The sequence below is a fragment of the Clostridium sp. OM05-9 genome (assembly GCF_003481465.1).
Taxonomy (GTDB): domain Bacteria; phylum Bacillota; class Clostridia; order Lachnospirales; family Lachnospiraceae; genus Coprococcus; species Coprococcus ammoniilyticus.
This window is the reverse complement of sequence record NZ_QULF01000005.1, coordinates 131,710-151,211: the sequence shown is the minus strand read 5'-3', so window position 1 is coordinate 151,211 and position 19,502 is coordinate 131,710. Positions and strand designations below refer to the sequence as shown.

18 protein-coding genes are annotated in these 19,502 nt (G+C 37.3%); 8 read left to right on the top strand and 10 right to left on the bottom strand.

Annotation, left to right across the window (positions count from 1 at the left end):
* Positions 1 to 32: 32 nt before the first annotated feature.
* From DXB77_RS09585 to dnaA, 9 genes are all read right to left on the bottom strand, one after another.
* Positions 33 to 602 carry a Fe-S-containing hydro-lyase gene (locus tag DXB77_RS09585; RefSeq protein WP_117822434.1) on the bottom strand — a complete coding sequence of 190 codons (570 nt, stop codon included), beginning with the start codon at positions 600 to 602 and terminating at the stop codon, positions 33 to 35.
* Between the two features lie 93 nt (positions 603 to 695).
* Positions 696 to 1,538 carry a fumarate hydratase gene (locus DXB77_RS09580; RefSeq protein WP_117784567.1) on the bottom strand — a complete coding sequence of 281 codons (843 nt, stop codon included), beginning with the start codon at positions 1,536 to 1,538 and terminating at the stop codon, positions 696 to 698.
* Between the two features lie 17 nt (positions 1,539 to 1,555).
* The gene (locus tag DXB77_RS09575; protein WP_021944260.1) at positions 1,556 to 1,861 is read right to left on the bottom strand and encodes a hypothetical protein; all 306 of its coding nucleotides are present in this window, start codon (positions 1,859 to 1,861) and stop codon (positions 1,556 to 1,558) included.
* A 78-nt stretch (positions 1,862 to 1,939) separates the two neighbouring features.
* Positions 1,940 to 4,471 (bottom strand): DNA gyrase subunit A, encoded by a 2,532-nt coding sequence (gene gyrA, locus DXB77_RS09570; RefSeq protein WP_118663110.1) that lies wholly within the window; start codon positions 4,469 to 4,471, stop codon positions 1,940 to 1,942.
* A gap of 17 nt (positions 4,472 to 4,488) precedes the next feature.
* On the bottom strand, positions 4,489 to 6,405 hold the full coding sequence (gene gyrB / locus DXB77_RS09565) for a DNA topoisomerase (ATP-hydrolyzing) subunit B (protein WP_021944262.1): 1,917 nt from the start codon (positions 6,403 to 6,405) through the stop codon (positions 4,489 to 4,491).
* A 35-nt stretch (positions 6,406 to 6,440) separates the two neighbouring features.
* Positions 6,441 to 7,523 carry a DNA replication/repair protein RecF gene (gene recF / locus DXB77_RS09560; protein WP_118663190.1) on the bottom strand — a complete coding sequence of 361 codons (1,083 nt, stop codon included), beginning with the start codon at positions 7,521 to 7,523 and terminating at the stop codon, positions 6,441 to 6,443.
* A 26-nt stretch (positions 7,524 to 7,549) separates the two neighbouring features.
* A complete protein-coding gene (locus tag DXB77_RS09555) occupies positions 7,550 to 7,759 on the bottom strand; it encodes an RNA-binding S4 domain-containing protein (protein ID WP_008401671.1) in 210 nt (69 codons plus the stop codon).
* Between the two features lie 23 nt (positions 7,760 to 7,782).
* Positions 7,783 to 8,889 carry a DNA polymerase III subunit beta gene (dnaN, locus tag DXB77_RS09550; RefSeq protein WP_021944264.1) on the bottom strand — a complete coding sequence of 369 codons (1,107 nt, stop codon included), beginning with the start codon at positions 8,887 to 8,889 and terminating at the stop codon, positions 7,783 to 7,785.
* A gap of 272 nt (positions 8,890 to 9,161) precedes the next feature.
* Positions 9,162 to 10,526, bottom strand: a complete 1,365-nt coding sequence (gene dnaA / locus DXB77_RS09545) for a chromosomal replication initiator protein DnaA (protein ID WP_021944265.1) — start codon at positions 10,524 to 10,526, stop codon at positions 9,162 to 9,164.
* Positions 10,527 to 11,216: 690 nt separating this feature from the next.
* Here dnaA and rpmH point away from each other — a divergent pair.
* The 8 genes from rpmH (at position 11,217) to rsmG (ending at position 18,343) form a co-directional block, all read left to right on the top strand.
* Positions 11,217 to 11,351, top strand: a complete 135-nt coding sequence (rpmH, locus tag DXB77_RS09540) for a 50S ribosomal protein L34 (RefSeq protein ID WP_004852723.1) — start codon at positions 11,217 to 11,219, stop codon at positions 11,349 to 11,351.
* Between the two features lie 63 nt (positions 11,352 to 11,414).
* Complete coding sequence (gene rnpA, locus DXB77_RS09535) at positions 11,415 to 11,768, top strand: ribonuclease P protein component (RefSeq protein ID WP_021944266.1); 354 nt, start codon at positions 11,415 to 11,417, stop codon at positions 11,766 to 11,768.
* Positions 11,769 to 11,770: 2 nt separating this feature from the next.
* Positions 11,771 to 11,983: a membrane protein insertion efficiency factor YidD gene (gene yidD / locus DXB77_RS09530; RefSeq protein WP_084770674.1), complete on the top strand. Its 213-nt coding sequence runs from the start codon at positions 11,771 to 11,773 to the stop codon at positions 11,981 to 11,983.
* An 11-nt stretch (positions 11,984 to 11,994) separates the two neighbouring features.
* The gene (locus DXB77_RS09525; RefSeq protein ID WP_117784571.1) at positions 11,995 to 13,392 is read left to right on the top strand and encodes a YidC/Oxa1 family membrane protein insertase; all 1,398 of its coding nucleotides are present in this window, start codon (positions 11,995 to 11,997) and stop codon (positions 13,390 to 13,392) included.
* Entirely contained in the window at positions 13,392 to 14,036 is a 645-nt protein-coding gene (gene jag, locus DXB77_RS09520; RefSeq protein WP_021944268.1) for an RNA-binding cell elongation regulator Jag/EloR, read from the top strand. Before DXB77_RS09525 ends, jag begins: the two co-directional genes overlap by 1 nt.
* A gap of 275 nt (positions 14,037 to 14,311) precedes the next feature.
* On the top strand, positions 14,312 to 15,691 hold the full coding sequence (gene mnmE, locus DXB77_RS09515; RefSeq protein WP_118663109.1) for a tRNA uridine-5-carboxymethylaminomethyl(34) synthesis GTPase MnmE: 1,380 nt from the start codon (positions 14,312 to 14,314) through the stop codon (positions 15,689 to 15,691).
* 12 nt (positions 15,692 to 15,703) lie between these two features.
* Entirely contained in the window at positions 15,704 to 17,602 is a 1,899-nt protein-coding gene (mnmG, locus tag DXB77_RS09510; protein ID WP_118663108.1) for a tRNA uridine-5-carboxymethylaminomethyl(34) synthesis enzyme MnmG, read from the top strand.
* 18 nt (positions 17,603 to 17,620) lie between these two features.
* Positions 17,621 to 18,343, top strand: a complete 723-nt coding sequence (rsmG, locus tag DXB77_RS09505) for a 16S rRNA (guanine(527)-N(7))-methyltransferase RsmG (RefSeq protein ID WP_117807957.1) — start codon at positions 17,621 to 17,623, stop codon at positions 18,341 to 18,343.
* 147 nt (positions 18,344 to 18,490) lie between these two features.
* Here the strand turns inward: rsmG and DXB77_RS09500 are convergent, their stop codons facing one another.
* A complete protein-coding gene (locus tag DXB77_RS09500) occupies positions 18,491 to 19,381 on the bottom strand; it encodes a 3'-5' exonuclease (RefSeq protein ID WP_243100172.1) in 891 nt (296 codons plus the stop codon).
* Positions 19,382 to 19,502 lie beyond the last annotated feature (121 nt).

Genomic DNA, 19,502 nt, shown 5'->3' with positions numbered 1-19,502 from the left:
ATATAATAGAACGAAAACAGCTTTATTCTATATTATTCCTGCTGTTTCAGATAATCTGCAACCGCTGTTTCGTACAGATTATTTCCTTTGCTGTCAATTACTACAATAACAGGCAGATTTTCAACTGTCATCTTACGGATGGCTTCTGTTCCCAGATCATCATATGCAACGACCTCTGATTTCTTGATACATTTGGAAAGGAGTGCACCTGCACCGCCTACCGCAGCAAAATATACTGCCTTATTTTCTACGATGGCATCAATAACTGCCTGACTTCTCTTTCCTTTTCCGATCATTCCATTCAAACCTTTTGAAAGAATGAGTGGTGTGTATTTGTCCATACGACTGCTGGTTGTTGGTCCTGCCGATCCGATGACCTGACCTTTTCTTGCAGGTGTTGGTCCCAGGTAATAGATCACATTTCCATCCAACTGGATTGGAAGCTTTGATTCATCATTTTCATTCTCGATCAATGTATCATACATTCTCTTATGTGCAGCATCTCTGGCACTGTAGATCACACCTGATATATATACATAATCTCCTGCATGAAGGTCTTCAACCTGTTTTTTATCAAATGGTGCTGTAATATGCTTATCCATTTTTCTCATCTCTCTCTTTTTATTCTTCTATAAAATAAATTCTGTAATTCATATCTGCCATATATTGACCTTAATGACAGCTTTTGAGATTCATTACAGAATCCTCGTTACATGTCTGTTGACATGACAGCACATATTTACTGCAAGCGGCATACCTGCGATATGTGTTGCATAAGTCTCGATATTAACTGCAAGTGCTGTTGTCTTACCGCCCAGACCACCCGGTCCGATTCCTGTATGATTAACGGCATCCAGGATTTCATTTTCAATTCTTGCAATATGCTCATATGGTGAATGTTCTCCGGCTTTTCTGGTAAGAGCTTTCTTTGCAAGCTTTGCGGCCATTTCAAAATCTCCACCCAGACCTACTCCTACAAACATCGGAGGACATGCATTGGGACCTGCATCCTTGACTGCCTGAAGAACGGCTGCTTTTACGCCTTCTTCTCCATCAGCAGGCTTTAACATGAACACACGGCTCATATTCTCGCTTCCGAATCCCTTTGGTGCGATCGTAATCTCTATATTTTCGCCCGGTACAATATCATAATGTATGATTGCCGGTGTATTGTCCTTTGTATTTTCACGGATCAGCGGATCTCTTACAACAGATTTACGAAGATATCCTTCTGTATATCCCTGTCTGACTCCTTCGTTCACTGCATCAGTCAGATTCATGCCTTCTACATGAACATCCTGTCCGACATTAATGAAAAATACCGCCATTCCTGTATCCTGACAGATTGGTATCTGATCCTCTGCTGCTATATCCAAATTTTCACATAACTGCGAAAGAATCTGTCTTCCAAGTACACTGTCCTCTTCTTCTGCAGCATTTCTGACTGCCTGTTCCATATCCTCTGACAGCTTCAGATTTGCCTCAATACACATTTCTTTTACAGTCTGAATAATCTCATCTGTATTAATTGTACGCATTTTCTTATCCTCTTTTTTTAGTTATCCAGAAAATCATCATCATTCTTTTTGTAATATGGATCTTTTCTTCGTTTCATATATCTGTATATATGAGCCATCAGTGTCAAAAATGCCAGTGCAATGACCAGTACGATCATTATATACAGGATATCCATAATATAACTGGAAAGACCTGCCGTATTATTGGATGATTCCAAAAATTTACTTAATCTGTCATTTTTGGTAATAATATTCTGTGCTTCCGTTGTTGCCTCTGTTGTTGCTGTTTTAAATACAATGCCGTTGATAGCATTATATAACCCCAAATATATTTTAGCTGGCATATCCCACCTCCAATTTTTAGTAACTTTTTACCTTCTTTATGAATACCGGCTGATCTTATTCAGCCGGTATCCTTTATATTATTCTTCTGATGACTTTTCTTCTGCTTCTGTATCTTCCATTTTTTCCGGACCTTCTCCTTCCGGATCCTCATCGTCAAATTCTTCTTTTTGTACTTCTGTCATGGATGCTACCTTGACATTATTATCATAGTTCAGGTTGATAATCTTTACACCGGAGGTTACTCGTCCAAGTGTGGATATTCCATCACAGCTTGTACGAATAATGATTCCTTCTGTGGTAATGATCATAACATCATTTTCATCGGTAACGATCTTCGCTCCTACAAGATCACCTGTTTTTTCAGTGATCTTATAACATTTAACACCTTTACCTCCACGGTTCTGTACGTTAAATTCTGAGATTAATGTCCTCTTACCCATACCATTTTCGGTAACAAGCAGGATCTTTTCTCCCTGTGAACTCATCTGCATGGAAATTACGATATCATCTTTTCCAAGATGGATACCCTTTACACCCATGGAAGTTCTTCCGGTCTGTCTGACGTCTTTTTCATTAAAACGAATCGACATACCATTCTTTGTAATCAGGAAGATATCATCATCTCCATTTGTTGCTTTCACTTCGATTAGTTCATCATTATCACGCAGAACAATAGCTGTAAGTCCTGTCTTTCTCACATTCTGATATTCTAAGATATCTGTTTTCTTTACCATACCATTTCTGGTTGCCATGAACAGATATTTACCATCCTCGTAGCTCTTTAACGGAATGACTGCTGTGATCTTCTCACCTGCCTGAAGCTGAAGAAGGTTTACGATTGCAACACCTCTGGCTGTTCTTCCTGCTTCCGGTATCTCATATCCCTTCAGACGGTATACTCTACCAGTATTTGTAAAGAACATCAGATAATTATGTGTCGTTGTTACGATCAGATTCTCAATGTAATCTTCATCGATCGTCTGCATACCACGGATACCCTTACCACCACGATTCTGTGCCTTGAAGAGGTCTTCCGGCATACGCTTGATATAACCGAGCTTTGTCATGGCTATGACGATATTTTCTCTCTCGATCAGTTCTTCGTCTGTTACTTCATCGACATCTCTGCCGAGAGCTGTTCTTCTCTCATCACCATATTTCTGAGAAATAACAAGAAGTTCATCTTTGATAACTCCAAGTAATTTTTTCTCATCTGCAAGAATTGCTTTCAAATAACTGATCTTATCCATCAGTTCTTTATACTCTGCCTCTAACTTCTCGCGTTCCAGACCTGTCAGAGCACGAAGTCTCATATCTACGATTGCCTGTGCCTGAACTTCTGTCAGTCCGAATCGTTCGATCAATGAATTCTTCGCATCCTGTACACTCTTGGAACTACGGATAATGTTGATAACTTCATCGATATTATCGAGTGCGATCAACAATCCCTGTAAGATATGTGCTCGTTCTTCTGCCTTATTCAGATCATACTTTGTACGTCTGGTTACGACATCCTCCTGATGCTTCAGATAATATCCGAGCATCTGGCTGATATTTAAAATTTTTGGAACACCATCTACAAGTGCCAGCATATTAACACCAAATGTATCCTGAAGCTGTGTATGCTTATATAACTGATTCAGAAGTACATTTGCATTTGTATCTTTCTTTAATTCGATGACAACACGAATACCTTCTCTGGATGATTCGTCTCTTACATCCGTGATTCCATCTACACGTTTGGTCTTTACAAGCTCTACGATCTTCTGGATCAGTAAAGCTTTATTTACCATATATGGAAGCTCCGTTACTACAATCTTATGCTTGCCATTTGGCATTGCCTCGATATCTGTAACGGCACGAACCTTGATCTTACCACGACCGGTTCTGTATGCTTCTTCGATTCCACGACGTCCAAGGATCTCTGCTCCCATAGGAAAATCAGGTCCTTTTATGATCTGCATGATCTCGTCAATGGAGGTTTCTCTGTCTTCTTCTATACGATTATCAATGATTTTTACGGTTGCACCGATTACTTCCTTTAAATTATGTGGTGGAATATTGGTAGCCATACCAACCGCGATACCAGTTGTACCATTTACCAATAGATTAGGAAAACGTGATGGAAGTACCGTTGGCTCTTTTTCTGTCTCATCAAAGTTTGGTACAAAATCTACTGTATCTTTATTGATATCAGCTAACATTTCCATACTGATCTTTGATAATCTTGCCTCTGTATATCGCATCGCTGCAGCGCCATCACCATCTTCTGAACCGAAGTTACCATGACCATCTACCAACGGATATCTTGTATTCCAGTCCTGAGCCAGTTTTACGAGAGCATCATAGATGGAACTGTCTCCATGTGGATGATATTTACCCATGGTATCACCGACGATACGGGCACATTTACGATGTGGCTTATCCGGACCGTTGTTCAGTTCTATCATTGAGTGAAGAATTCTTCGCTGAACAGGCTTCAAACCATCTCTTACATCAGGAAGTGCTCGTGCTGCAATAACACTCATGGCATAATCTATATAAGACCGCTCCATGGTCTTCTTGAGCCCGACTTCACTTATTTTGTCAAAAATCTTATCGTCATCCATGTTCTTCTCCCTTTCGTTTAAATGTCAAGATTCTTAACGAACTTGGCATTTGTCTCTATGAACTGTCTTCTAGGTTCAACTTTATCTCCCATCAGTACATTGAAGGTCATATCAATCTCTGATTCATCATCATCATCAATCGCAACTTTTAATAAAATTCTCTTTTCCGGATCCATGGTTGTCTCCCATAACTGTTCTGCATCCATTTCACCAAGACCTTTGTATCGCTGGATCTTATTTGACTGATCTCGTCCAACTTCATTCAAGATACTGTTCAGTTCATCATCACTGTAGGCATACCAGATTTTCTTATTCTTCTCCAACTTATAAAGTGGTGGCTGTGCCAGATATACATGTCCTTTTCGGATCAGATCCGGCATGAACCGATAGAAGAATGTCAGAAGCAGAGTTGCAATATGAGCACCATCTACATCGGCATCCGTCATAATAATGATCTTATTATATCTGAGCTTATCAATATCAAAATTCTCATGAATACCTGTACCAAATGCTGTGATCATTGCTTTGATCTCGGCATTCTCAAGAATTCTGTCAATTCTTGCTTTTTCTACGTTTAATATCTTACCACGGAGTGGAAGGATAGCCTGTGTTGCACGGGATCTTGCTTTCTTTGCAGAACCACCGGCGGAATCTCCCTCTACGATGTAGATCTCACAATTCTTCGGATCTTTATCGGAACAATCTGCAAGCTTTCCGGGAAGTGCCATATTATCTGCAAGATTTGCTTTTCTTGCTACATCTCTGGCTCTTCTTGCTGCAATTCTCGCACGCTGAGCCATTACAGATTTATTTATAATTATTTTTGCTATATTCGGATTCTGCTCTAAGAAATAAGTAAGCTGTTCACTTACGATACTTTCTACAACAGGTCTTACTTCTGAATTTCCAAGCTTCTGCTTTGTCTGACCTTCAAACTGAGGTTCACCGATCTTTACAGATACGATCGCAGACATACCTTCCCTCAGATCTTCACCGGACAGATTATCCTCTTTTTCTTTTAACAGATTATTCTTTCTTGCGTAGTCATTGAAAATCTTGGTAATGGCTGCCTTAAAACCTGTTAAATGTGTACCACCTTCCGGTGTATTAATATTATTTACATAACTGTGTATCATTTCGTTATAGGAATCATTATGCTGCATAGCAACTTCTACATATACACCATCCTTAAGTCCCTCACAGTAGATTACTTTGTCATAGAGTGCTTCTCTGTGTCTGTTCATGTATTCAACAAACTCTTTGATACCGCCCTCATAATGAAAATGTCTCTCCTTTGGAGGATCTACACGAAAATCTGTTAATGTAATCTTCAGACCCTTTGTAAGGAATGCTGTCTCACGAAGTCTTGTCCGTAATGTATCATAATCATAGATCCAATCATCAAATATCGTCTTATCCGGAAGAAATGTTACCTTTGTTCCTGATTTATCTTCCGGTGCATCGGCAATGATCTGCAATGCACTGTCTACATTACCACGCTTATAAGTCTGCTTATATATATGACCATCTCTTGTAACTTCGACCTCTAACCATTCAGAAAGAGCATTTACAACAGAAGCACCTACACCATGAAGACCACCGGATACCTTATATCCTCCACCGCCAAACTTACCACCGGCATGAAGAACGGTAAATACTACTTCCAGTGCTGATTTTCCTGTCTTCTCCTGAATACCTACAGGGATACCACGTCCATTATCAACAACCGTTATGGAATTATCAGGGTTAATAAAAACTTCTATGTGATTACAATAACCAGCCAGAGCTTCATCTACAGAATTATCAACAATCTCATAAACAAGATGATGCAATCCTCTTGTAGACGTACTTCCTATGTACATTCCCGGTCTTTTTCTGACAGCTTCAAGTCCTTCCAGAACCTGTATCTGTTCAGCATCATAATTATTTGACATTTTTTTCCTCCTTAATATTCCATAACAAACAAAACTTATATCTTCGTAACGGTTCCGTTTGTAACATGATACACATTATTGATCACTACTTGTTCTTTTATAAAATCATCATAACCTGTACAGGTTATAATTGTTTGTATATCTTTGATCTCCTCTAACAACGCTTCTCTTCTGCTGCTGTCAAGCTCTGACATAACATCATCCAGGAGAAGTATCGGATTATCATTTATAATATTTTTTACTAGCTTTATCTCTGCGATCTTCAAAGAAAGAGCGACTGTTCTCTGCTGTCCCTGTGATCCAAATCTTCTTGCATCGATTCCGTTTATCATAAACATGATGTCATCTCTGTGAGGTCCTGTCTGGGTGCTCATATAATTCAGATCTACATGAACCTTATCTGACAACACCTGTTCAAATTCATCTTCACCAACATTCTTATCATAGATGATCTCCAGCTTTTCTTTTCCGGAAGTCAGCTTCAAATGGATTTCTCCGATCAGATCATTTAACATCGTTATAAAATTCTGTCTTTCTTTTATAACCTTTCTTCCGTAATCCACAAGCTGCATGTTCCATACATCTAAAGTATCCATCAGACTTTTATTATAAGCAATCTGCTTTAACAGATTATTTCTCTGATTCAATATCTTGGAATAGGAAGACAGATTCTGATAATACAATCTGCTTAACTGACACAACTCCAGATCCAGAAATCTTCTTCTCTCAGAAGGACCGTTTTTTATGATAGATAAATCCTCCGGCGAAAAAAATATCACATTTAATAAACCAAAAAGTTCAGTTGTACGTCTGATAGGCAGTCCATCTATAGCAACTCCTTTATTCTTGCTTTTACGCAAATGCATATCAATCCGATGACTTATATCACTTTTTTTGATGCAAAGACGTATATGTGACTCTTCTTCACCTATTTTTATGATTTCCCGATCCTTACTTCCACGGTGGGACTTAGTTGTAGCTGCCATATAAATAGATTCCAGTATATTTGTTTTTCCCTGTGCATTATCGCCATATAAAATATTGGTATTCTTATCAAACATAATGAATAACTCATCATAATTTCTATAGTTGTTAATATTCAGTGATTCAACATACATACTATCTACCAGCCACATGTGTAGAATTATTTCTGGATACTGATCTTATCTCCATCAAATTCTACTTCATCTCCATCATACAGTTTTTTTCCTCTTCTGGTCTCAATCTCACCATTTACGATAACAAGACCCTGAGATATAACCTCTTTTGCTTCTACTCCTGACTCTACAAAACCGGCTGCCTTTAATGCCTGACCTAGTTTTATAAATTCATCTCTCAGCTTGATTATTTCCATTTTTTCTTATCTCCAATCCTGGATTATCTGCTTCCGATACCCATTGGAAGGATCAGATAAATATAATTCTCTTCTTCATCCTTGATTACACAAGGTGATTTTGTATTATTCATGTATATAGTAATATCATCATCGTCAATTGCACGGATCGCATCCATTAAGAATTTTGGATTGAATCCAATGATGATATTGCTTCCCTCTTTATGAATCTCTATCTCTTCATTCATTGAACCGATCAGAGAATCTATCTTCAGATATAACATGTTATCTTCTATCGTGAGCTTGATCGGTTTCTTATCTGATTCTTTAATTAGAAGAGATGAACGATCCAGACAGTCAAGAAATTCTCTCTTGTTGATAGTGAACTTGATCTGATAATCAACATTTAACATATTATCAATTCTGAAGAATTCACCTTCTACCAGACGAGATACAACCTTTGTTCTGTCAAATTCAAATAATATATTATTATCTGCAAAGTAGATATTTACATCATCATCTACTCCACCATTTACAATCTTACTAATATAACTGAGTGCCTTACCAGGAACGATAACCTTCACATCCTGACTCTCATCCTTTAATTCTACATTACGGATAGCGATACGATGTCCGTCAATAGCTACAACACGAAGTCTGTTATTAGAAACCTCAAATAATTCACCTGTCATAACGTTATTGTATTCGCTGTCTGAAATTGAAAAGATCGTCTGGTTGATAATCTCTCTTAATGTAAACTGTGAAATTGTAATATATTTGGATTTTTCAACAACCGGAAGACTGGAAAAATCCTCTCCTGATTTTCCTGCAATGGTAAATAATGATTTCTCACATTTGATAGTTGTCTTGAAATCTTCATTTGTTTCCATATGTATCTCACTATCCGGAAGCTTTCTTACGATGTCCGATAAAAGCTTTGCTTCGATCGCAACCTTTCCTTCTTCGATAACAGTTCCTTCAACATAAGATTCTATTCCAATTTCCATATCATTTGCTGTGAGTTTTATATTTCCATTTTCAGCTTCAATGAAAATACATGAGAGAATTGGATGTGTGGTTTTTGTAGATACAGCTTTTGATACATTACTAATTCCCTGCATCAATTTTCCCTTCATACACGAAATCTTCATTTTGTTTATAAACTCCTTTCCCGGTTGTCTGTAGATATATATTTAATAATAAAAGTAGTAATAACAGTAGTAGTAGGTGTGGATTTGTTGAAACTTCAAAATATCCTTATAAATTCTTATGAAATCAATTATGTGTCTATGTTAATTTTCCTGATATTCAATGTTATTGTAAGTGGACTTATAAACATTTGAAAATCGTCTGAATTGATTGAATTGTCAGATACTAACATTTCATAACAATAGTACAGACATTCATCCACATATAAATAACATTAGCTGTGAGGACTGAGCTTCTTGATAATGACATCAATCGTCTCTGCATATTCAGGATCACTTTCAATCCTCTTATCTACTTTGTTGATATTACTTAAAACAGTCGAATGGTCTTTACCGCCAAATACATCTCCGATGCTCTTTAATCCCTTTGTTGTAAACTTACGGCATAGATACATGGATATCTGTCTTGCATTGGCTACATCCTGACTACGTTTTGAAGATTTGATATCATCAACACTGATATTTAAGTGTTCGGAAACGGTATTAATGATAAGATCAGGTGTGATCGTAACGTTGGTTTCCTTGGATATCATATCTTTTAATATGTTCTTTGCAAGATCCTCTGTGATCGTAACATTTCCAAGTTCGGCATATACACTGATCTTGTTTAATGCTCCTTCCAGTTCTCTTACATTATAGGTAACGTTATTTGCAATATATTCCAGAATGTTGTCACTGATATTCTTGTATCCGTTCATCTCAACTTTATTTTTGAGAATTGCCATTCTGGTTTCATAATCAGGAGCATGAATATCGATTGGCACTCCCCATTCAAATCTGGAACGGAAACGCTCTTCCAGAGTTTTAATTTCTTTAGGAGGCTTATCCGATGATAGAATGATCTGCTTTCCTTCATCGTGAAGTGCATTGAAGGTATCAAAGAACTCCTGCTGGGTACTCTCTTTACCGATAAGATATTGAATATCATCGATCAGTAATACATCAACGGTTCTATACTTTTCCCGGAACTCGTCGGTTTTGTTTTTCTTGATTGCTTCTACGATTTCATTTGTAAATTTATTGGAAGGTACATAGAGAACCTTCATATTCTTATTATGCTGTAAAATATAATGTGCAATAGACTGCATCAGATGTGTTTTGCCAAGACCTGCTCCACCATATAAAAACAGTGGGTTGAATTTGTCCAGTCCCGGTGAATCTGCGACAGCAAGACATGTTGCATGAGCGAGCTTATTGCTCTCACCTACAACGAATGTATCAAATGTATATTTTGGATAGAGATTGCTCTTGGTAATCGCTTCGTTGTATTCTTCTTTGGTAACCTCTTCTTTGGAGGTTTTGTTCAGATTACTTTCTACGTCAATTACAATCTCGATAGAATCGTCATCCAGCACTTCTTTTATAGAAGTAACCAGGAACATATCGTACATTTTTTTATTAATAAAATCGATGGCTCTTGAACCCATACTATCATCAACTGCAAAATACAGTTTTTTTCCTTCGACAGAATATAACTTCAAAGGTTTGATCCATGTTTTAACAACAATAGGGGATAATCCATGTTCTGTCTCGAGAAGAGAGAGTATCTCGTCCCATTTTGATAAAATTAATTCTTCCATTCTTCCGAAAATCCTTTCCGTCCAGTCGTTGTGTCTATGGAGTTATAGGCATAGAACCACGTATTTATATCTTATAACAAAATGACCATTTTTTCAAGTTTTATTACCCTCTGACAGACATATGAGAAAAATTTTTTATATAATAGGAAGAAACTCATTTTGATATATGTTAAAAAACTGTTTTGAAAAAGAAGGTGTATAAGTTACATAATAATTATGAAAAAGTATTGTTATGTTAAGTAAAAAAAATGTTACCTTATAAATTGTGAACATCAAAAAATAAGATAAAATATGGATTTATGGAAGAAAGAAAACAATGAATCAAGATGTTATCCACAAGTTATTCACAATTTGTGGATAACATTATGTAAATTGATTATGGTAAAGTTCATATCAATGGATAAATGTGGAGAAAAAGAAAAACCACTAGATTTTGTATTTGAAAATTATATAGACACCAATTTTTGAAAAATATAAAATCACATTTTTCTAACTAAGTGTTTTATGATATGAAAACCCTTGATTTTAAAGGAAAAATTCAAAAAAAACTTGACTGTATGGGGTTATTTATTTATAATATGCAAGGACTTTGTAGGTATCTGTATGTGTTCATTTGAGTCTGTTATAAACAGAGAAAGTGAATGGATGTGGATAAATCATGGTCATAATAAATAAAGGAGGTGTGTAGATATGAAGATGACTTTCCAGCCTAAGAAGAGACAGAGATCAAAGGTTCATGGTTTCAGAAAGAGAATGAGCACTGCTAATGGCAGAAAGGTACTGGCCGCTAGACGAGCTAAGGGTAGAAAGAAATTATCAGCATAGGTCACAAGGTTGTGGCCTTTTTTAGTTTTTCTAATTTTCAATCAATGATTTGGTGGTTATGTTATGAGTAATTTTATTACGTTAAAAAACAGCAGAGAGTTTGGCAGTGTTTATAACACAAAGGATTCGGTGGCCAATAAATATTTAGTTATGTATCTGAGAGCCAACAGCTTGGAATACAATAGACTTGGAATCTCTGTTAGTAAAAAAGTTGGTAACAGTGTGGTAAGACACAGGGTAACCAGATTGATTAGAGAAGCTTATCGATTAAACAAAGACTGTATTTGCAGTGGTTATGACATTGTGTTCGTTGCCAGAGTAACAGCGAAGGACAAGGGGTATCATGAGATAGAAAGTGCTATGATGCATCTGTTCAGGCTGAAGAAGCTGACGATAGTCAGAGATGGTGAAAATTAAAAATGAAAAGAATGTTAATTGGTTTAATCAGATTTTATCAGAGGTATTTGTCCATGTTAAAAGGACATCCTACCTGCAAGTATTTTCCAACCTGTTCACAATATGCGATCGAAGCTTTGGAAAAGTATGGAGTGATAAAAGGTGGCCTCCTGGCTGTATGGAGAATACTTAGATGTAATCCTTTTTCTAAAGGAGGATATGATCCCGTTCCATAAAGGAGGACAAGATGTTTCTAACAGTAGAAGACGGTATGATCTTAGGACCGATATGTTGGTTATTCGGTAAGATCTTTGATCTGATGTATAAATTGATCGAGATTATCAGTAACAGCATGGGAATAGGATATGTTAATCTTAGTATCTGCGTTATCTTATTTACGTTTTTCATAAGAGCTTGTTTGTTTCCATTGAATTTCAAGCAGCAGAAATCTTCTAAGATTATGAGTTTTATCCAGCCGGAGATTAATAAGGCAACAAAGAAGTATAACAATAAAACAGATCAGGAATCCCTGATGAAGAAGCAGCAGGAGACACAGAAAATCCAGAAGAAGTATGGTGTAAGTCTTACATCCGGATGTCTGCCAACTCTGATCCAGCTTCCTGTATTCTATGGTTTGTACCGTGTTATCCAGAATATCCCTGCTTATGTAGGAGATATGAAGGATAAGTACCAGTATATTGTAGAAAGTATGCAGAAAGTGGCTATTGATAAGATTGATGCTTCTAAATTAAGTTCAATTAAGCTTGATTCTAGTGCAAATTATTATGATATCATCAATGCAGTAGCAAGTGATTCAGATGGCAGGGTATCTACAGCTGTTACAGCTTCCAATCAGATGATGGATGCAGTATCAAAAGGTAATCTTACAGATAATAAAGTTATCGATGTACTGGATAAGATATCCACACATGACTGGTCGCAGTTACAGGATATTTTTGGATTTACAAGTGGAAAAGAAGCAGATTATATTCATAACTTTGAAAATATGAACAGATTTTTATTTAATCTGAATATCGCAGATGCTCCCGGACTGAAGCTTTCAGCAGCACTGATCGTTCCAATCCTGTCAGCAGTATTGCAGTTTGTATCTTCAAAGATCAGCATGAGTGCTTCTAACACAAATTCAAATGATCCTACAGCAGCACAGGCAAACAGTATGATGAATATGATGACTTACGGTATGCCGCTTATGTCATTATTTATCTGTATTAATCTGCCAATCGCTATTGGTCTTTACTGGATCATAGGTTCTGTTATCACGATTATTACACAGCTTATTATCAACAATTATTATAAGAAGTGTGATAAAGAAGCAGTTCTTGAGAAATGTAGAGTAAAAGCAGCTAAGAAGCAGGCAAAGAAAGAAGCAAAGCATCCCGGTAAGAAGTCATTTTATGAGAAAATGATGGACGCTCAGAATGGTAATGTAAGTTCAGATAGCACCCAGTCTGAAAGTATTAACAAAATGGCATCTTCAAGACTGAAAAGTTATACGAATCCGACAGTTGATGAAGTGAAACAGTCAGAAAACAATGTTCATTACAAATCTGGAAGCATTGGTTCCAAAGCAAATATCATGCTTCAGTATCAGAATAAGAGTAATGATAAGGGAGGAAATAAATAATGGAGTTTGTAGAATTTAAAGGTAAAACTTTAGATGAGGCACTTATGCAGGCAAGCGTTGAGCTTGGATGTGCCAGTACAGACCTGGAATATAATGTAGTCAGTGAGGGAAGCACAGGTTTTCTTGGACTGATCGGTTCAAAGCCATTTGTCATCAGTGCCAGAAAGAAGAAAACATTTGTGGATGATGTAAGAGAATATCTTGAAACATTATTCAAGGCTATGGATATTCAGGCTGACATCAAGATCGAGTTTAACGAGACAGAAAATCTTCTTGATATCGATGTAGAAGGTCCTGAGATGGGTATTCTGATCGGTAAGAGAGGTCAGACATTAGATGCACTTCAGTATCTGATCAGCCTCGCAGTAAACAAGAAGAGCGACTCTTATATCAGAGTAAAGCTTGATACAGAGAATTACAGAGCAAGAAGAAAAGAAACTCTTGAAAATCTTGCCAAGAACATTGCATTCAAGGTAAAGAGAACAAAGCGTTCATTTGCACTTGAACCAATGAATCCTTATGAGAGAAGAATTATCCACGCTACTTTACAGAATGATAAGTATGTATCTACAAGAAGCGAGGGTGAAGAACCATATCGTAAGGTTATTGTATATTTAAAGAAATACGACAGAAATAACAAATAATAAAGTATTTTGCTAACAGATACTTGTATAAAAACAGAAAAACATATGTAAATATGAATTTCTGAAAAATATGATTTCCGGAAAATGAAAAATCAGGGTAACGGCTCTGATGAATCGGCTTCCGGAAATTTTTTTTAGGGATAGAAAAAAAGTATGTATAGGTGTATTATCTAAAAGTATGTTAGTATAAATAAAGTGATATGATAATATATGTTATTTGTTATGTCAGTGAATGATATATAGAATATTGATCAGATAGAAACAGGAGAAATCATATGCTTGTAAATGATACGATCGCAGCGATCGCAACCGGTATGGGAAATGCCGGGGTTGGTATTATAAGGATCAGTGGTAAGAATGCAGTTGAAGTTGCTTCAAAGGTGTTCAGACCGGTAAATGAAGAGAAAAAAATAGAAAGCATGAAAAGCTACACAGCAGCATTTGGACAGGTATATGATGGTGATAAAGAGCTGGACGAGGGTATTCTGCTTCTGATGCGTGCTCCACATACTTATACTTGTGAAGATGTATGTGAGTTACAATGTCATGGCGGAATGGTTGTATTAAGGAATGTACTTGCTGCAGTAATTAAAAATGGTGCAAGACTCGCAGAACCGGGAGAATTTACCAAGCGGGCATTCTTAAATGGAAGGATCGATCTGTCACAGGCAGAATCCGTCATGGATCTGATCAGTGCCAAGAATGATTTTGCGGTGAAATCTTCTCTTATGCAGCTTCGTGGTGATCTGAAGAATCAGATCATAGATATGAGAGAACAGATTTTATATAATGTAGCGTTTATAGAATCAGCACTTGATGATCCGGAACATTACAGTCTGGATGGTTACCCACAGAAACTACAGACAATTGTGGATAAGTTGGGTGATAATGTGGATAAATTACTGCAAACTTTTGATAATGGAAGGATCTTAAAAGAGGGAATCAAGACGGTTATCGTAGGTAAGCCAAATGCAGGAAAATCCTCACTTCTCAACATGTTTCTGGGAGAAAACAGAGCAATCGTTACGGATATTGCAGGAACGACAAGAGATACCTTAGAGGAAGTTGTCAACATAAATGGTATTATACTGAACATTGTGGATACAGCAGGTATCCGGGATACCGAAGATATTGTGGAAAAGATGGGTGTGGATAAGGCACTGGAATTTGCATCACAGGCAGATCTGATCTTATATGTGATCGATGGATCTGTACCGTTAGATGACAACGATAAGCAGATAATATCAGAGATTAAGGGCAAAAATGTTATTGCCATTATGAATAAAAATGACTTACAAACAGTTGTGGATAAAATGTGGATAACATGCGAGCTTGGTTGTGATATTGTAGAGTTATCTGCTTCTACAGGAGATGGAAAAGAAAAATTATATGATCTGTTAAATGACAAATTTTTTTCCGGCGAATTGGAGTATAATGACCAGTTGTACATTACAAATGCGAGACATAAAGAAGAACTGATGAAGACCAGAGAAAGCCTTTTAAAGGTAAGAGAAAGTATTGATATGGGTATGGAGGAGGATTTCTTCTCAATCGACCTGATGGATGCTTATGAACATCTGGGGCTTATTATAGGAGAAACGAACAGAGATGATCTTGCAGATAAGATATTTGAAGAATTCTGCATGGGTAAATAGGAGGATGGATAAATGCCAGTGGTTGAAGAAAATTATGATGTGGTAGTTGTGGGTGCCGGTCATGCAGGCTGTGAAGCTGCACTTGCTTCTGCCCGTCTTGGACTTGAAACAATTCTGTTTACAGTGAGTATGGACAGTGTTGCCATGATGCCCTGCAATCCAAATGTAGGTGGAAGCTCAAAAGGACACCTGGTAAGAGAACTGGATGCACTTGGTGGAGAGATGGGTAAGAATATTGATAAGACTTATATTCAGTCCAAAATGTTAAATGCATCAAAAGGACCTGCTGTTCATTCTCTTCGTGCGCAGGCAGATAAGTCAAATTATTCTCGTACAATGAAACATACATTAGAGAATACCGATCATCTGGTATTACGTCAGGCTGAGGTAACAGAGCTGATGGTAACAGATGGCGTTGTTAAGGGTGTTAAGACATTTTCCGGTGCAACCTATTATGCAAAGGCAGTTGTTCTCTGTACAGGTACTTATCTGAAAGCAAGATGTATCTATGGAGATGTCGTAAATTACACAGGACCAAATGGACTTATGGCTGCCAATCATTTGTCAGATTCCATGAAAGAAGCCGGAATCGGTATCCGCCGGTTTAAGACAGGTACACCTGCAAGACTGGATAAGAGGACAATCGATTTCTCTCAGATGGAGGAACAAAAGGGTGATGAGCATATCGTTCCATTTTCCTTTACAAATACAGAAGAAGATATCAAGCGGGATCAGGTATCCTGCTGGCTTTGTTATACAAATGAGGAGACACATGAGATAATTCGTGAGAATATCAACCGCTCTCCATTGTTTTCCGGTGTGATTGAGGGTACAGGACCAAGATACTGTCCTTCGATCGAAGACAAGGTTATGAAGTTTCCGGATAAGACGAGACATCAGATTTTTATAGAGCCGGAGGGTGAATTTACAAATGAGATGTATATGGGTGGAATGTCCAGTTCTCTTCCGGAGGATGTTCAGTATAAGATGATACGGAGCATGAAAGGACTTGAGAATGTCAGGATCGTAAGAAATGCTTATGCGATCGAGTATGATTGTATCAGTGCGATCAATTTGAAACATTCACTGGAATTTAAGGATGTGGAAGGTTTATTTGGTGCAGGTCAGTTAAATGGAAGCTCCGGTTATGAGGAAGCAGCAGCGCAGGGCCTTATGGCAGGTATTAATGCAGCCAGAAAGGTACTTGGAAAGGAGCCTGTTGTATTGGATCGTTCACAGGCTTATATTGGTGTATTGATCGATGATCTGGTTACAAAGGAGACAAAAGAACCATACCGTATGATGACTTCCAGAGCAGAATATCGTCTGCTGTTAAGACAGGATAATGCGGATCTTCGACTGACCGATATCGGTCATGAAATCGGTCTGATCGACGATGAGAGATATGAGAAATTCTGTCAGAAACGTACAATGATCGAAGAAGAAACAAAGCGTTTAAATGAAACGATGGTTGGCGGAAACAGTAAGATTCAGGAATTCTTACGTTCTATGGAGACAACGGAGTTAAAGACAGCAGTAAGTCTTGCAGAGTTGATCCGCAGACCGGAGCTTTCTTATGATAAGATTGTACCGATTGATCCGGACAGACATCCGTTGCCTGCGGATGTGATCGAACAGATTGATATATCAATCAAGTATGAAGGATATATCAAGAGACAGACAGAACAGGTACATCAGTTTAAAAAGCTGGAAAAGAGGATGATCCCGGCTGATCTGAATTATGATGATGTATCGAATCTGCGAAAAGAAGCCAGACAGAAGTTAAAGGATATCAAGCCGGAAAATATCGGTCAGGCATCCAGAATCTCCGGTGTATCACCGGCAGATATATCTGTGCTGCTGGTTTATCTGAAGATGAAGCAGCATGACGGAGAGCCTGAAATTAAATAATAGAAGGGATATCACAATATGGATCGACTAAGTGAATTAGCAAAGAAGATAGATATTGAATTAAATGATCATCAGTTAGAGCAGTTTCAGAGATATTATGAGCTTTTGGTAGAGTGGAATAAGGTTATGAATCTGACAGCCATCACAGAGAAGGAAGATGTCATTATAAAGCATTTTGCAGATAGTCTTCTGCTTGCAAAATATAAAAAGCTGGATGAATCTTTATCAGTCATAGATGTAGGGACCGGAGCAGGATTTCCCGGAATACCGCTTAAAATCGCTTTTCCAGGTTTAAAGGTAACATTAATGGATTCCCTGAATAAGCGTGTAAAGTTCTTAAATGAGGTTATCCGGACACTTGAGATGGACGATATAGAAGCTATTCACAGCAGAGCTGAGGATGGTGGAAGAAATGCACAGTATCGTGAAAAGTATGATCTTGCGGTATCAAGAGCGGTTGCAAATTTATCCTCTTTATCAGAGTTTTGTATGCCATTTGTTAAGACAGGTGGATATTTTATTCCATATAAGGCATCCGGACTGGATGAAGAGATCCATGCAGGAAAAAAGGCGATTCGTATCCTTGGAGGACAGGTAGAGAATATCTTTCATACAACGATACCGGATACAGATATGGAGCGTTGCTTTGTATTTGTAAAGAAGATGGCAGCAACACCGGAGGAGTATCCAAGAAAAGCAGGAACAGCGACAAAGAAGCCTCTTGGAATGAAGGAAAAATAAAAAAGTATAGTAGAAATGAAAAATATATATAATATCAATGAAAGACATTATATAAAAATGGAGCAGGTATTTGTAAACCTGCTCCATTTTTATTAGGAAAATATACAGAAAAATGATCTGTTCGTTTTATTATCAAATGTTAGAATATTATCTTGTAGCACGAGTGTGCCGTTTTTCTTTACGTCTCTCTCGAATTTCTATCTGTTTTTGTTTGATAGCTTCAACACCGTTTTTATCTATTGGTTTAATTGTTTTAACAACATAGTATTTTCCGTTATCAAGTGGTTTAAATTTTATCTTTCCACTGAAATAACCATGGTGCCAGCATTTCCCTGCACAGATGTAAGAAGACGGACTGTTTGAAAACCATTCAAGCCTCTTATTGATCTTCTTGTTACATTTGTAGCATCTTATACAGGCAATATCTTTATCGTCCATTGCTTCCTGCTTGCTTGAAAATTCTCTTGTAATGTATTCATACTGATTATTATGTATGGCTACAATTTCCTCTTCCTTTTTTGTAGGATGAATATACAGATCGAAGCTGTATAAATCTTTCAAATTTCTTGGATGCATCTCTTTTAAAACAAGAGCGGTATATCTGGCATCGTTTACAGCAGAATGAAAAGGTTCATCTTCCGGTATATTAAAATCTGCAACTGCTTTTTCCAGTTTACTGACGGTAGAACCGGTTGGGTCGACCATGTTTGCATATATCTGCTGAAGATTTAAAAATTTCAAAGGACGAGGAAGCTTGTCCATATAGTAGAAAGCCATATTTGTTTGTAATTCGGTAAGGTCCATGGGACCCCAGGTACAGAAGATATAATCTTTACCGCACCATTCCAGAAATTCCGTACAGACTTCTTTAAATCCTCTTCCTTTTGCCAGATCCGTTTCATCATAATTTAAAATGGTTCTGATTTTTGAATGTAATTTTTTATAGATCCGGGGTTTTATCAAACTGGAGTATTCATCAATGATGCGATAGTTCTTATCTACTTTAACCGCACCGATTTCGATTATTTCAAACGGCATTCGGGGATGTTCTCCGATATGACCGGAATAACTTTGATTCCACTCAAGATCCATTACGATATAGTTCATGTGTATTGATCCTTTGATTTGTTATATGAAAATAACTGTCGTATACTTTCAA